At 51.6% G+C, this 15,421-nt stretch carries 10 protein-coding genes; 8 read left to right on the top strand and 2 right to left on the bottom strand.

What is annotated here, in order from left to right; all coding sequences use genetic code 11:
* The first annotated feature begins 9 nt into the window (after positions 1–9).
* The 6 genes from NJH59_RS02140 to NJH59_RS02115 all read left to right on the top strand — a co-directional run bounded on the left by NJH59_RS02140 (position 10) and on the right by NJH59_RS02115 (position 10,265).
* Positions 10–1,683, top strand: a complete 1,674-nt coding sequence (locus tag NJH59_RS02140) for a recombinase family protein (RefSeq protein WP_169904424.1) — start codon at positions 10–12, stop codon at positions 1,681–1,683.
* Positions 1,684–2,151: 468 nt separating this feature from the next.
* Entirely contained in the window at positions 2,152–4,032 is a 1,881-nt protein-coding gene (locus NJH59_RS02135; RefSeq protein ID WP_048377440.1) for a hypothetical protein, read from the top strand.
* Between the two features lie 246 nt (positions 4,033–4,278).
* A complete protein-coding gene (locus NJH59_RS02130; RefSeq protein ID WP_048377441.1) occupies positions 4,279–5,199 on the top strand; it encodes a replication initiation protein in 921 nt (306 codons plus the stop codon).
* 944 nt (positions 5,200–6,143) lie between these two features.
* Entirely contained in the window at positions 6,144–6,527 is a 384-nt protein-coding gene (locus NJH59_RS02125; protein WP_048377442.1) for a hypothetical protein, read from the top strand.
* Between the two features lie 818 nt (positions 6,528–7,345).
* Positions 7,346–7,996 carry a hypothetical protein gene (locus NJH59_RS02120; protein WP_169859314.1) on the top strand — a complete coding sequence of 217 codons (651 nt, stop codon included), beginning with the start codon at positions 7,346–7,348 and terminating at the stop codon, positions 7,994–7,996.
* A 235-nt stretch (positions 7,997–8,231) separates the two neighbouring features.
* Positions 8,232–10,265 carry an ATP-binding protein gene (locus tag NJH59_RS02115; protein ID WP_253086287.1) on the top strand — a complete coding sequence of 678 codons (2,034 nt, stop codon included), beginning with the start codon at positions 8,232–8,234 and terminating at the stop codon, positions 10,263–10,265.
* Between the two features lie 42 nt (positions 10,266–10,307).
* Here NJH59_RS02115 and NJH59_RS02110 read toward each other — a convergent pair whose 3' ends face one another.
* Entirely contained in the window at positions 10,308–10,652 is a 345-nt protein-coding gene (locus NJH59_RS02110; protein ID WP_043864604.1) for a YggL family protein, read from the bottom strand.
* Positions 10,653–10,867: 215 nt separating this feature from the next.
* Between NJH59_RS02110 and dacB the strand changes: the two genes are divergently transcribed.
* On the top strand, positions 10,868–12,331 hold the full coding sequence (gene dacB, locus NJH59_RS02105; RefSeq protein WP_253086286.1) for a D-alanyl-D-alanine carboxypeptidase/D-alanyl-D-alanine-endopeptidase: 1,464 nt from the start codon (positions 10,868–10,870) through the stop codon (positions 12,329–12,331).
* Positions 12,332–12,416: 85 nt separating this feature from the next.
* On the opposite strand, the gene rlmKL is transcribed toward dacB, so the two are convergent.
* On the bottom strand, positions 12,417–14,615 hold the full coding sequence (gene rlmKL / locus NJH59_RS02100; protein ID WP_078479588.1) for a bifunctional 23S rRNA (guanine(2069)-N(7))-methyltransferase RlmK/23S rRNA (guanine(2445)-N(2))-methyltransferase RlmL: 2,199 nt from the start codon (positions 14,613–14,615) through the stop codon (positions 12,417–12,419).
* A 540-nt stretch (positions 14,616–15,155) separates the two neighbouring features.
* On the opposite strand from rlmKL, the gene NJH59_RS02095 reads away from it, so the two are divergent.
* The gene (locus NJH59_RS02095; protein WP_078479587.1) at positions 15,156–15,371 is read left to right on the top strand and encodes a ribosome modulation factor; all 216 of its coding nucleotides are present in this window, start codon (positions 15,156–15,158) and stop codon (positions 15,369–15,371) included.
* Positions 15,372–15,421: the final 50 nt, after the last annotated feature.

Here is a 15,421-nt window from a genome sequence, read left to right as displayed (position 1 = left end):
GCCGATTCAATGCCCAAGGCATACGCATACGTCAGATGGTCAACCGCCTCGCAAGGCGAAGAAGGCCGAGACAGCCATGACCGCCAGACCACCCCACTCCAAGCATTTACAGAAGCAACAGGCGTTCCCGTGGTCGAAACCGTTATCGACAAGGGGATCAGTGCATTCCGTGGTGCAAACGCCCGGATCGGCCAGTTAAAAGGGTTATTGGACAGGATAGAGAGTGGAGAAATTGAGCATGGCGACTACATCATTGTCGAATCAATCGACCGACTAACCCGCCAGAAACTCACCGACTCCGTTGATCTAATCCAGTCAATTCTCAAAAAAGGCGTGCGACTACACACCGTTTTCGACAACAAGACATATTCCTACGACGATCCAAGCCGCGACCTCGAAACGCTGATCCTTGTAGGTGTAATTGCCAAACGAGCACACGAGGAAAGCGACACCAAGAGCAAACGCTTGAAATCCGTGTGGGCAAAGAAGCGAGACACAGCAGAAACCAACGTTATAGGTAAACGATGCCCCTACGGCCTGCGTTTCGATGAACAAAGCCAATCCTTTATCATCGTAGAAGAAGAAGCTCAAGAAATTCGCCAGATTTTCGAACTACTCAAACACGTTGGAGTATTGGAGAGTGTTAAGCAGGTAAATAAATATTCAAAACGACGTTGGACGAGAACATCAGTTCTACATCTTATCAACAGTAAAAGCCCAATCGGCGTGCTACGTTTGCAACGACGAAACGAGAACGGCACTAAAGCGTTTGACCGTTATGTCCCTAATTATTTTCCAAAAATCATTGATGAAATAGAATTCAGTGCAGCCGTTGCAGCGATGAAAACCAGATTAACCGGGCGAAAATACGGACGTAGAACACCTCATCACTATAATATTTTCCGGCACTGTATCCAATGTGGAGAACATAAATGCGGAATGACTTTCAACCTACAAATATTAGGAGCCGAGAAAAAACGCTACGCCTACCTTGTTTGCTCTAACAGAGCCGAACGAGTATGCGAATGTAGTAACAGAATTAGATTTGAGCTTGTTTTCGGCACATTCCTCGCTTTCGTTAGGCAGTTATCGGAAAATCGTTACATTGACGAGCGGACAGACAAGAAGCGAAAAGACTTCACTTGGTTCAGCCAAGACCAATACAAGCAAATGGACACCGTAAACGACGCATTTAGCCGCTTCTTTTCCGTTCGTGATACATCGGCACCAAAAGAAGAAATACGAGCCAAGAAAGCCAAGCTAACAACCGAAATAACCACATTGGAAATGTTAGAGGCTTCGCTAGCTCAGTTTGACGGAATAATTCCAAATACATTTATCAGGCGTGTGGCTGACAGCGAAGCACGTATCACAGCGTTGGAAAACGAGATCCAAAACCTTGAAGGTACGTTAGCAATCGAAGCGGAAACGCTCGAAATCACCACCTACGAAGACATAATAGCCCTATACGAAACAGAAGAAGGCCGATTGAAGCTCAACACATTTTTCATCACCAGAGGAATCACCTTCGACGTTAAAATTGACAAAGAAACAAATCTCGTCGGCATGGACATTCGTATAAAAGGTGAAAAAGACTTTAATCTTTATACCCATCAATTTTTCAAACAAAAAGCTCCACTAACGCCATTTGGAATACCAGACCTCTCCCACATCATAAAATAAACGTAAGCCCCTCTAATAAACCAAAAATTGGAGGGGTTACACATTAATACACCAAGGCGTTACACGTTAAAATCCAGAGCAAAAACAAAAGGTATCATGCTTTAAATTACCAGAATAGCTTTTTACTTTCTCCAAAAGAGGATTTTTAAAAAAACCTTTCGCATAATGCACTCCCCTGCATACGCCTCATATATACGCACGCACCCACACACGTCTTTAGTTTTCTATATATAGATATCATACAAACCAGATAACTATAATATAGATTACTATACCGCACGCACACACCCAACCAACACCCCCATACAAAACCACCTACACCATCATGCTTGATATACATTTTTTATGTGGTTCAATATATATATGGTTCAATTTTCAAAAGAAGCCATTTAGAGCATACCTGCTATGTTAACCATCCCACTTTTGCTACGCAAAAGATGTTACGGTTAACACAGGTGCCTAGTCGGCATGACAGAAGCAAAAGCCAAGAGCAAAGACCAACCCACTACTGAGGATAAAATGAATGACACCAATCTGCAGACAATCACACTGACTAAAAGAGATCGAAACTACTCCAACCTGAAGGGGTTGGACAGTTCGTTGAGGCACTCGCTTAGACTGGACCAAAACGAGTATGACGACTTTGAATTCAACCCCAATCCAGACCACCCAAATGTCGCCATTGTAGGTGGTATTGAACAGATATTAACAAGAGAATTGGCAGAGCAATTACTGGCTGACTTCAACGACCAACTACAAACCAAACTCAAAGCAACAGAAGCGACTGACGAGATAGCAGCAGAAAAAGAAAAGCTCCGAAAACTAAAATCGAAGCTGGTCAAATTCATCAACGCAACCGAACCGACTGAGATAAAAGAATACGTCACATCGGTAATAGAAGGAGAAAGGCCGCTGGTAGTCGGAGACTACGCCGCCCTACTCAACCAGCACAAAATCAGCCGTATATCCCAACGTATCGACCTTTTAGAGAACTACACCACCAAGAAGCGAGAGATCGAACAAAACGCACCAGATCGAGCCGTATCAAGGACGGTCAATAGGGTTAAAGAAATCATCCTTGTAATCCCTGAACCTAATAAACTGGCAATAACTAAGGCTTACACAGACCTTTTGCAGAAAGCCATGCATCAGTTTTATCAAAAAAATTTCCCGAACAACAAGATGCTTTTCTCATTCAGTCATCTGGACGAAACAACAAACCACGTTCATGCGTTTCTTGACCTTCAAAATGAGAAGACGGGGAAATATGATTTTTCCGCTCAAGAATTTGAATTCGCATCACAATACTACGCGAGGAATAAAGCTCACCTTGAAAAAATATCTGAGCCGCCAACACTAGAAGACTTCAAACTGCCCAACCGTAGCGAAGAAAAGCAAAACCATAGATTTATCCGAGAACGCGAATCATGGAAGTCAAAAGTAATGCAGGCGGCCTTTTACGAACACTTTAACGGATTAGCCGCTGCATATGGCTTGCAAGCCAAATTCCTACCTAAAACAAAGGAAAACACCGAATATTTAAGCCCTATTGAAAAGGAAGCCAAAAAACCGAAAAGTGAGCGAAGCCACAACTATTACACCAGACAGCTAGAAAAGCTGCAGCAAGAACTAACCAGTAAGGAGGTCAAACTTATCGAGCAAAGGGCTACTGTCGTCACACTTAACACCACGATAAAAGACCTACAAGGAACGGCTAGCAACTACAAAGCAACCATACAGAGCTTAGAAATACAGGCCAGCGAGCAGAGAAAAGAAAATGCCGAGCTAGATAGTCAAAAGCAGAAATTAGACGACGAAATAACGGTAAAAACCACAAAAACTGCAGAGCTGTCATCTAATTTCAAAACCATGAAATCCAGAATGACAAAAGAATTGAAGGAACTACGCAAGAAAATTAAAGAGGACACCAGCAGAAAAACCATCTTGGAAAAAGCAATCAAGGCATACGAGGAAGAGCTTGAGCCTTTGATGAAACGTTTTGATATTTTGGTGGATCGACTACTTGAAGCCCGTAGGCTCGACGAGAACCCAGAGCAATACTATAAGAGATTAAGAGAAAACACGTATGAAATGGCTAGTCGCTTGGGCAAAGAGAAACGAAAGGACTATCTATTCAACGTTGCCGAACAACTCAAAGAACAAGGCTTGGACGATACGCAAGCCGCATTAGGATTTACCGACAAAGTAAAACTTTGGGCATCTGACACATTCACCAGCAAGCAAATAGTAGAATTTGAAAAGGAAGAAGCGGAGCAGGCGAAGCAAGCAAGAAAAAGAAGGCTTCTAAAACCTAAGCCCCCAAGCCCATTTCAAGACCCTTATCAATAACAAAACCCATTCAATAAAAACCCCGCAGCAATACGGGCTTTTTAGTATTCAAGTTTGACAAAGCTCGAAAGTGTGGCAACTTGAAAGGAGCAGAAAAAGAAAACCACCTTGGGGAAGGTGGCGAATGATACTACAATAAAATTTTAAAAACTCCAATCAACACAACCATTTAATCATCATAAAAATTATTGTCAAGTCATCTCCCAAGGTTTTCTTTTTCTAAATAACTATTAGAAGAGGATAACAATGGGATGCGTAAAACTATTTGAGGACTACTTACCAAAGAGACCTTATCACACAGACGATTTAGTCAGTGGCTTAAAAATCAATAAAAAAGAAAAAGCAAAACTTGCACGACTTGTTCAGCCCAATGGGCCTACGCATAGATATTGGATGGTGTTTGACTTAGACCGAACCGATGCCGGTATGCACTGGGACAACGTAGGGGCACCAACTCCGAACCTAATAGCTCGAAATCCAGCCAATGGGCACGCTCACCTACTCTACCTGCTACAAACCCCTGTCCGAACGGCTATGGACGGCAAAACCGCCCCTTTACGCTACGCTGCGGCTATCGAGGCAGGATTGCGTAACCGTTTAGGAGCAGACAGAGGCTATTCCGGGTTGATCTGTAAGAACCCGATCAATTCCCACTGGATAGTGACCCAATGGCAGGCCGATCCATACACATTGGACGACTTGGCCGACTACATCGACCTAACCCCGGAAAAGGCCAAACAGAAGCCCGTAGAGGATTACGGCTTGGGTCGCAACTGTATGCTTTTCGATGAGTTAAGGGCGTGGGCATACAAAGCCATCCGCCAAGGCTGGCCCGACTACAACCAATGGCTAAACGCTTGCCTAGACCGTGCCACAGGCTACAACGTCAATTTCTCCACACCCTTGGACACATCCGAGGTTAAACATACGGCAAAGAGCGTAGCCAAATGGACGCATAGAAACTTTAACCGTGGAACCTTTGATGATTATGTCGCCAGAACCCACACAAGCAGAATACAGGCCATAAGAGGTAAGAAAGGCGGTACTGCAAAAGGCAAAACTAAAAGAGAGCAAGGGATTATTTTACTTGAAGCAGGGACGTCTATTCAGCAAGTCATGAAGAAATTAAATGTAAGCCGTAGAACCGTGTTCTACTGGAAGCAATGAACATAGCATTATAATTAGTGCAAATAGCCTATATCAGATAATAGCACCCGGTGAGGGTGTTTCTTCTCCCTCCCCGCCCACCCCTTCCCTTTCCTCCCCGTATCCCCCACATATACATACACCGCACCACCGATAGCGATATAACACACGGAGTTGGTCAAAATCGGCCTTCTTCCACTCCTTTGATACAACGACACCAAGCCACACCACTCCACTCCTAAAATAGCCAAATGCGTTACACCTCGCAGCATTATGGTTAGTGTAAAAAGTCTATATCAAAAACAGTCCAAAACAGCGTTAACCACTCAACCCAATACTTCCATAGGTTCGGAGATATATCCCCTAACCTATATGTATGTATACATACATATCAAATTTCTCTCCTGATGAAAATTTCGCACTTTTCAAAATTCATAAAAATTCATCAAAATGGATGAATATCACTCACTGGGCTGATGAGCCTAAATATCCCGAAAGCGATTAGGGGCAGTAACCAAAAATCGACTTTTTCAAAAAGTTATTTTCTTGAAAAAACTGTCGTGAAATTTAACGTTTTTATCGAATTTTTTAGATATTTAATTTTTCATAACCATTGAATTATGGCTTACTTACAGCAAAATACCTTGTCAATAGCAAAATGAAAATAAATATAACATCCAACCTTAATCATCAAATAGGGTTCAACCCTACTTAAATCACTTAGTTGACTTTTGCCACGAAGCAGATAAAAAAATGACACTGCCAAAACTCAAAAATCGCTCTCAAATGAATTTCACACAAAAAGGTGGGGTATCGGTCACGTTAGAAATTTAAAAATCAGAATATCCAATTTCCTACAACGTATATCCCCGAAGTAATGTTATAGGTTCGGAGATATATCCCCTAAGCATTGACATATCAAAACCCTATGGTATTGGTATTATAACAACATAGGAGCTCTAATTATGAACAGGATGGAATATGCAGGAAAAATAGGCGGTATGGTTGGTGGATTTAAAAGACGTGAGCGTCAAAAATTTTTAATTATGTTCGTAAAAATAATAGAAATGGATGAGCTTCATGAGATACGAATGACCTCAAGCCTCGCTAAAAAGCTAATAGCAGCATTTTCAGGCTGCAAATCAATATCCAATGATGTTCTAATCAAGGAGTTTGCAAGAAGCGGGAACAGTGTAAAACAACAAAACCTTGATATGATTATCCATTCCTTAGTAGCACGATGGCAAGACCTTTATGAAGAACAGTGGAAAGAAGCAAAAATAAAAATAGACATTGAAGCCGACGAATACAAGCAATCCATTATCGAAAAGCTGGACATTAAACTATAAATACATGTAAAGCCCCACTTTACATACTTATACCCGTGAAGCTATTTTTCGCTTTGCGGATATACACATTCCTACACCGTAGGAATTTACAACCACTATGTGTCCTGCCACGATACATACTTGTATCTTTAAACCAAATAATGACCTTCACGAACATATATCCTACTCCCATAGAGTAGAAAATACCGCCTATCTTTTCGTTGAGCTAAGCAGCCATAGGTTCAAGGATATACCTCCGAACCATTATCTATCACACCACACTACAACCACTCTTTTATTGTTTTTGTTTTAGGTTATATTAAATATAACAACATAAATAAAAATCATGACGAAAATTCTAAAAAAATCAAACGAGCTTTACACTTTTTGAAATGCTCCTTTCTCTATTTATCATAATGTCGCTGGCCATTGACTTCCTCATTAATCAACCATACCATTTGGAATTTTGTTATTAACACAACAACGTAAGGCACCATGAAATAGTCAAACAAAAAACACTGAGCAGATTTGCATTTTTTACATATTGAAACGGCCAACCTCGCAAGGATAATCAACGTCGATTTTCTACATTGCGATTTAAAGCCTAATAATGTAGAATATTAAGCGACTTCGACTAAAAATCAAAACAGCTACTAAAATAAGGATATACTAATGCCCAGCACCCAGCACCCAGCACCCAGCACCCAGCACCCAGCACCCAGCACCCAGCACCATAAGGTAAAATATACTATAGGGGCAAAAATTTTCATATTATTTTTAATCTTGGCTCTAACAGCAAGCATCGCTGCTCTCTTACATGTAACTGTAGGATATTAAAAATGAGAGCAAATGAAATTTTAAATGAAGAAATCTCTCTTTTTGATGTCTATGCTTTTTTTATCCGACAAATCAAATTAATTTCAATTGTTTTCCTTATAGTCTTTGTAGTAGGTATTACATATTCGACAACGAGACCTACATTATACAAGAGCACTTCAAACGTAACTATCGGCAAAAGCGTAAGTCTAAACTCCAACACTGTAGCCCTGCTAGAACGCCCAGAAGAAATAGCCTATAAATATTCAAATAACGCTACTATAACCGCAATAAAAAATACCGATATAATTAATATTTCATCAACCAATGAAGACCGTGAACAATCCATAAAAAACGTAAAACTAACAGTAGAGGAAATAATTTCTAACCAAAAAAAAATATATCAAACACAAGAAAAAAACCTCATTAAATATATAGAGTTTTTGAAGATTACAGACACTGCGAATTCTAAATTATTGGACATTGTAGAAACCGCATCTAAATCCTCGACCACTCAGCCGTCCGAAATTATAACAACAGAACTTCCGTACTCAGGAAAAATCAAACAAAATTTATTACTTACTACTTTTGTTGCACTTTGCACAGCCTTAATATCTGGCGGACTTAGAGAGCTAAGCAGACGACAATATAGAAACAAACAATCAGCCAACTAAATCTTCCAAAAGCATAGAAAAATTATTTTTCTCGCCAAACAAGTGCAAAGCTCACACCTGTTTGGCGGCATCTAATGCTCACCAATGCCATCCCCCGCACCTTTGGCGACCTAGATCACAATTATTAGAAACCACTAGACCCTGCGAGCTGGGCGCAATCAATGGCCGCTGGCGCGATTTCAGCGGCGAACCCAGCTCCTACTGGCAAAGCCACCAGCGCTTCATCATTCAACTGGTGCTGGGCACTGGCCTGCTGCTGATCCTGTCGCTGGCCTGGAACGGCTGGATGCGTCGCCAGATCAAGAAGCGCGAGCAGATCGAGCGCGCCCTGGGCGACCAGCTCGAGTTCATGCGGGCGCTGGTCAACGGCACGCCGCACCCGATCTACGTGCGTGACCGCCAAGGCCTGCTCAAGAGCTGCAACGACAGCTACCTGCAGGCCGTTGAGGCGCGCGCCGAAGAGGTACTGGGCAAGTCCATCCACGATGCGCCGCTCACCGATGCCGACAATGCCAGTCAGTTTCAGGCGGACTACCAGCAGGTGATGAACGAAGGCCTGCCATTGATCGTCGACCGCCCCATGATGCTGAAGAACCGCGAGCTGACCATCTACCACTGGGTACTGCCGTACCGCGACTCGCTGGGCGAGGTACAGGGCATCATCGGCGGCTGGCTGGACATCAGCGACCGCCGCCAGCTGATCCAGGAACTGCGCCAGGCCAAGGAGCAGGCCGACAATGCCAACCGTGCAAAAAGCAAGTTCCTGGCCACCATGAGCCACGAGATCCGTACCCCCATGAACGCGGTGATCGGCATGCTCGAGCTGGCACTCAAGCGCGCCGATGCCGGGCACCTCGACCGTCCCGCCATCGAGGTGGCCTACAGCTCGGCCAGGGACCTGCTGTCGCTGATCGGCGATATCCTCGACATCGCGCGTATCGAGTCCGGCCACATGAGCCTGAGCCCCCAGCGCGTCAACCTGGGTGAGCTGGTGGAGTCGGTGGGTCGGGTGTTCGAGGCCCTGGCCCGGCAGAAGGACCTCAGCCTGAGCCTGGTCATCGACGAGAGCGCCTGCCGCGACGTGCTGCTCGACCCGCTGCGCTTCAAGCAGATCCTCTCGAACCTGGTCAGCAACGCGATCAAGTTCACCGACCAGGGCCAGGTACGCGTGGACCTGGCCCTGCAACCGGGGGCCGGGCCCGATACCCTGCAACTGCTGCTCTCGGTCAGCGACAGCGGTATCGGCATCAGCGCGACCGACCAGCAGTACCTGTTCCAGCCCTTCGCCCAGGTCGCCCCCGACAGCCCGCTGGCACGCAGCGGCACCGGCCTGGGCCTGGTCATCAGCCGCAGCCTGTGCGCCATGATGGGCGGCCAGCTGACGCTGCACAGCGAACCGGGCACCGGGACCGAGGTGAAGATCAGCATGCCGCTGACGGGGCTGGCAGCCTGCGAGAAGCTCGCCGACCCCGTGCCCCAGCCGACCTTGCCGGCGCCGGCGGTGAAGGTGCTGGTGGTCGACGACCACCCGGCCAACCTGCTGCTGATGGGCCAGCAGCTGGACTTTCTCGGCGTGCAGCACACCAATGCCGACAGCGGCCTGAGTGCGCTGCAGGCATGGCGCCTGGAGCCTTTCGACGTGTTGATCGTGGACTGCAACATGCCGCAGATGGACGGCTACCAGTTGGCCCAGGCCGTACGCGAGGAAGAGCGCATACTCGGGCGCGCGCCCTGCACCATCCTGGCCTACACCGCCAACACCCAACCTGAAGTGCGTGATCGCTGCCACGCCGCTGGCATGAACGACTGTCTGCTCAAACCCATCACCCTGCATGAACTCAGCCAGCGCCTGAACGACGCTCCCCTGTCGGCAGGCCGCGCCCGTGGCGACATGCCCCTGATCGACCTGATGGGGCTGGGGCCGATCATCGGCAACGACCCAGGCGAACTGCGCCGCCTGCTCGAACAGTTGCTCAGTTGCGCCCCGATCGACCGTCAGCAGCTGCTCGACGCCGATACTCGCGGCTCGCCGGCAATACTCAGGGACGCTGCACACAAGGTGCTGGGGGTGGCGCGCATGGTGCAGTCCGAGGCGCTGATGCTGGCCTGCGAACGGCTGGAAGCGGCGTGCGAGGACGCTGCGCCAGAACCTGTGCTCAGGCGACGCAAACGGCAGGTGCTAAGGGCAATGAACGAGGTGGATCAGGCGTTGCGCGATACGCTGGAGGCGCTGTCGCAGCCCACGGGAGCGGGGCCGATGCAGGGGTAGAACGCAAGCGGCAGCCACCAGGGCTGCCGCTTTGACGAGGTATCAGCTAGCCGGGTTGACCGGCTTTTCCGGATACCAGGCATCCAGCAACGGGCTGACTTCGATCTTGGTCAGCTCGCTGCGGCCTTTGAGCCATGCCTGCACTGCAGCACGCTGCTCTTCGGTGACCGAGCCACGATCTGCCTTGCAGACCAGACCGAAGTCGTCGCCGCCGACGTAGTCCAGGCCGTTGGCATCCATGGCTTCATCCAGGAAGGCGTCGAGGAAAGCGTCAATGGCTTCGTCGGACAGGTCTTCCTTGAACTCCAGGTTCAGTTCGAAACCCAGCTCCTGGAACTCGTCTACACACAGTTTTTTACGCAGACGGCGGGAACGGTTGGTCGCCATGAAACAATCCTCTTAAGTAATAACGCGCGGCACTTTACCAGTTCCACCGCGAAACTGCCTGAATAAAACCCGAAAAATCGCCGCACTGACAGGCATTGTTAGGCACATGGGCAGCATGCGTGGTGCATAATGCGCGCTATATTTTTCCATACCGGGGCCGTCACCCTATTGCGCTCTGGTTTTTTTCACCCCTCGCCTGCAGGGTTTCAGTGCAAATGACCACATCTCTACGTTCACTGCTGTTCGCCGGCCTGCTGCTGCCACTGGCCATGCCGGCCCACGCCGCCCCCGTCAACACCACCCTTTCGCCCAAGGTGCAACAGGCCCTCAAGACCAACAAGCTCGACGGCTCCGCGCTGTCGCTGGTGATGCTGCCGCTCAATGGCCCGGGCACACCCACGGTGTTCAACGCCGATGTGTCGGTCAACCCGGCCTCGACCATGAAACTGGTCACCACTTATGCCGCGCTGGAAATGCTCGGTCCGACCCACCAGTGGAAAACCGAGTTCTACACCGACGGCACCCTGAGCAACGGCACCCTCAACGGCAACCTGTACCTCAAGGGCGGCGGCGACCCCAAGCTGAACATGGAAAAACTCTGGTTGCTGATGCGCGACCTGCGCGCCAACGGCGTACAGACCATCAATGGCGACCTGGTGCTGGACCGCAGCCACTTCGTGCAGCCCCAGCTTCCCCAGTTCAACGACGACGGCGGCGATGAAAACAAGCCGTTCCTGGTCAAGCCCGACTCCCTGCTGGTCAACCTCAAGGCCTTGCGCTTCGTGGCACGCAACGATGGCGGCAAGGTCCTGGTATCGGTAGAGCCGCCCATCGCCGGCATCCGCATCGACAACCAGGTCAAGGCGGTACCGGGCAACCAGTGCAAGGGTGAAGTGCGCTACAACCCGGTGACCCAGGCCGACGGCGTCAGCGTGGTGGTCAGCGGCCAGTTGGCTGACGGTTGCAACTCCCAGACCTACCTGGCACTGCTCGACCACCAGACCTACGCCGCCGGCGCGGTACGTGCCATCTGGAACGAACTGGGCGGGCGCATCATGGGGGCTGACCGGGTTGCCGAAGTTCCCAAGAGTGCACGCCTGCTGGCCCGCGCATTCTCCCCGGACCTGGTGGAGGTGATCCGCGACATCAACAAATACAGCAACAACACCATGGCCCAGCAACTGTTCCTGAGCCTGGGCGCGCAGTACCGCACCGATGCCGACGGCGACGATGCCCGTGCCGCACAGCGCGTGGTGCGCCAGTGGCTGGCGAAGAAAGGCATCACCGCGCCGCATCTGGTCATGGAGAACGGTTCAGGGCTGTCGCGTGCCGAGCGTGTCAGCGCCAGGGAAATGGCCACCCTGCTGCAGGCAGCCTGGAAGAGCCCCTACGCTGCCGAATTCATCAGCTCGATGCCGCTGACCGGCATGGACGGCACCATGCGCAAGCGCCTCAAGCGCACCGCCATGACCGGTGAAGCACACATCAAGACCGGCACCCTGAATACGGTGCGTGCCATCGCCGGCTTCAGCCGCGACAGCAACGGCAACACCTGGGCGGTGGTGGCAATTCTCAACGACCCCAAACCCTGGGGCGCCTCGGCAGTGCTCGACCAGGTGTTGCTGGACCTGTACCGCCAGCCAAAGCTCAACAGCAGTACCGCAGCGCTGCAACCCTGAGCCGGGCTCAGGGCTCCACCCGGGCATGTAGGCGGTGGCTGCAAGGTAGCCACCCCCCACACGCCTGATCACATCCTGCGCGCCATCAGCGCGCCTGGATGCGCCATGCGCGGTGGATCTTGCTGTTGCGCGCGAAGTCCGGGTCCAGGGTCTGGGCGGTGATCTCCTCGACCGCGTAACGCTCCTGCAGGTGTTCGTCGAGCTGGAACTTGCGGAAGTTGTTGGAGAAATACAGCACGCCACCCGGTGCCAGGCGCGCAACGGCCAGGTCAAGTAGCTCCACATGGTCACGCTGCACGTCGAACACCCCTTCCATGCGCTTGGAGTTGGAGAAGGTCGGCGGGTCGATGAAGATCAGCTCGTACTCCTCGCGGCAGGCCTGCAGCCACGCCATCACGTCGCCCTGCTCCAGGCGGTTCTTGTCCGAAAAGCCGTTGAGCGAGAAGTTGCGCCGCGCCCAATCCAGGTAGGTTTTCGACAGGTCGACACTGGTGGTGCTGCGCGCGCCACCCTTGGCCGCATGCACGCTGGCCGTGGCGGTATAGCAGAACAGGTTGAGGAAGCGTTTGCCGGCCGCCTCGCGCTGGATGCGCATGCGCATCGGGCGATGGTCGAGGAACAGCCCGGTATCGAGGTAGTCGGTCAGGTTGACCAGCAGCTTGACGCCGCCTTCGCTCACCTCGGTGAACTGACCCTGGCTGCTCTGGCGCTCGTACTGCTTGGTGCCGGATTGCCGCTCGCGCCGCTTGATCACCACGCGGCTCTGGTCGATGTTCAGCGCCTGGGGGATCGCCGCCAGGGCATCGAACAGACGCGCCTGGGCTTTTTCCGGGTCGATCGAACGCGGCGCGGCGTACTCCTGAACATGCACCCAGTCATGGTAGAGGTCGATGGCCAGCGCGTATTCCGGCATGTCGGCATCGTAGACGCGATAGCAGGTTATGTTCTCGCGCTTGGCCCACTTGCCCAGTTGCTTGAGGTTCTTCTGCAGGCGGTTGGCGAACATCTGCCCGCCTTCGCTCAGACGCGCCGGCTCGCTGGCGACTGAAACCACGGGCTCGCTCGGCTCGCTGCCCCGCTCGCGCTCTGGCTGACGACGCTCGCCGGTGACGAACTGATCGGGCTGCACCCTGATCAGCAGCAGCTTGCACGGCAGCGCGCCGTTCCAGAAGGCGTACTGCTTGTGGCTGCGAATACCCATGCGCTTGCCCAGATCGGGCGCGCCGGTGAACACCGCCGCCTCCCAGTTCAGGCAGGCCTGGCGCAGGCGTTCACCCAGGTTCTGGTAGAGATACAGCAAGCTGGCTTCATCACCCAGACGCTCACCGTAGGGCGGGTTGCAGATTACCAGGCCCTTCTGGTTCTGGTCGGGACGCGGCTCGAAGCTGCCCACTTCGCCCTGGTAGATCTTGATCCAGTCGCTCAGGCCCGCACGCTCGACGTTGTTGCGCCCTGGCTGGATCAGCCGCGGATCGGCCTCGTAGCCGCGGATCCACAGCGGCGGACGTGCCAGCCCGGCTTCGGCGCGCGCCTTGGCCTCGTCGTGCAGCTTGCGCCACAGCGCCGGCACGTGACCCAGCCAGGCGCTGAAGCCCCAGCGCTCGCGGCGCAGGTTCGGCGCGATATCGGCGGCAATCATCGCCGCCTCCACCAGGAAGGTACCCACACCGCACATCGGGTCGGCCAGCGCGCCGCCCTGGGCAGCAATACGCGGCCAGCCGGCACGGATCAGCACGGCAGCGGCAAGGTTTTCCTTCAGTGGCGCAGCCCCCTGCTGCAGACGGTAGCCTCGCTGGTGCAGGCTGTGGCCGGACAGGTCCAGGGACAGAATCGCCTCGCCGCGTTCCAGGCGCAGGTGCACACGCAGATCGGGGTTGAGCTTGTCTACCGAAGGCCGCTCGCCCGCCGCGTTGCGCAGCTTGTCGACGATGGCATCCTTGACCTTGAGCGCGCCGAAGTGGGTGTTGTCGATGCCCGAGCCGTGCCCGCTGAACTCCACAGCCAGGCTGCCAGTGGCTTCCAGGTGATCCTGCCAGTCGACGGCGTTGACCCCGTCATACAGGTCATCGGCGTTCTTCATGTTGAAGCGCTTGAGCACCAGCAGTACGCGGTTGCCCAGACGCGACCAGAGGCACAGGCGATAGGCGGTTTCCATGTCGGCTTCGCCGCGAATGGCCGAGGTGTGCTCTCGCACATCCTCCAGGCCCAGCCCACGGGCTTCTTCGGCAAGCAGGCCTTCCAGGCCCTTGGGGCAGGTGAGATAGAGTTCGAAACGGTCCGACATGAGTAATCCAAGCCTTGAGCAATAGGTGAAAAGGCAAGCGCATCGCCCCTTCGCTGTTTGATCGAACGCCTTCCAGCAGGCGTTCGAATGGCGCTGACATGGCGCCGGGCCGCCGGACAACGGCCATTTACCCCAGGGTAAAAAGGCTTTGATCGTCCGGCAGAATGAAAAATTCTAGTAAAACTGCGACTTTTTATGACCCTTCGTCGTTTTGAGCCCCTGCGTTGGAAGTGATTCTCAACGATGGCGTTCTGACCTGAGCCATGAGCAAAGCCTGATCATAGCTGGCTTTGCCTTCATTTCGCCGCTGAAGCAATTTTTTACTTATCCCCTGACCCTTGGAAAGGTTACGTCCTTATGACAAAACGATCATTCACACTGTGACCTGCATTGGTTAGAACTCGTATCAGGTTGTCCTGCAACGGGGCAACACTTCCAGCTCGCCACGCCGGCAGCGAGCGCATAACCGGCAGAACGACTCTGCCCGGCCTCAGCCGAGGCCGACGGGACATTACAGTCAACAAGTGAGGGCAACACCCTATGAGAAGACTTAAGCGTGATCCGTTGGAAAGAGCATTTTTACGTGGCTACCAATATGGGGTCACCGGCAAATCCCGCGAGCTTTGCCCTTTTACTCTACCGTCAGTACGCCAAGCCTGGGTCAACGGCTGGCGCGAGGGACGTGGCGACAACTGGGACGGTATGACCGGCACTGCGGGTATCCATAGACTCAACGAACTTCACGCCGTTGGCTGAACGAGGATCTGAATTCTAGTCACCATGCACGCTCTATCCGAGCGGCGGGC

The organism is Pseudomonas sp. VE 267-6A (genome assembly GCF_024126555.1).
Taxonomy (GTDB): Bacteria; Pseudomonadota; Gammaproteobacteria; order Pseudomonadales; family Pseudomonadaceae; genus Aquipseudomonas; species Aquipseudomonas palmensis.
This window is presented reverse-complemented; position numbering and strand designations above follow the sequence as displayed.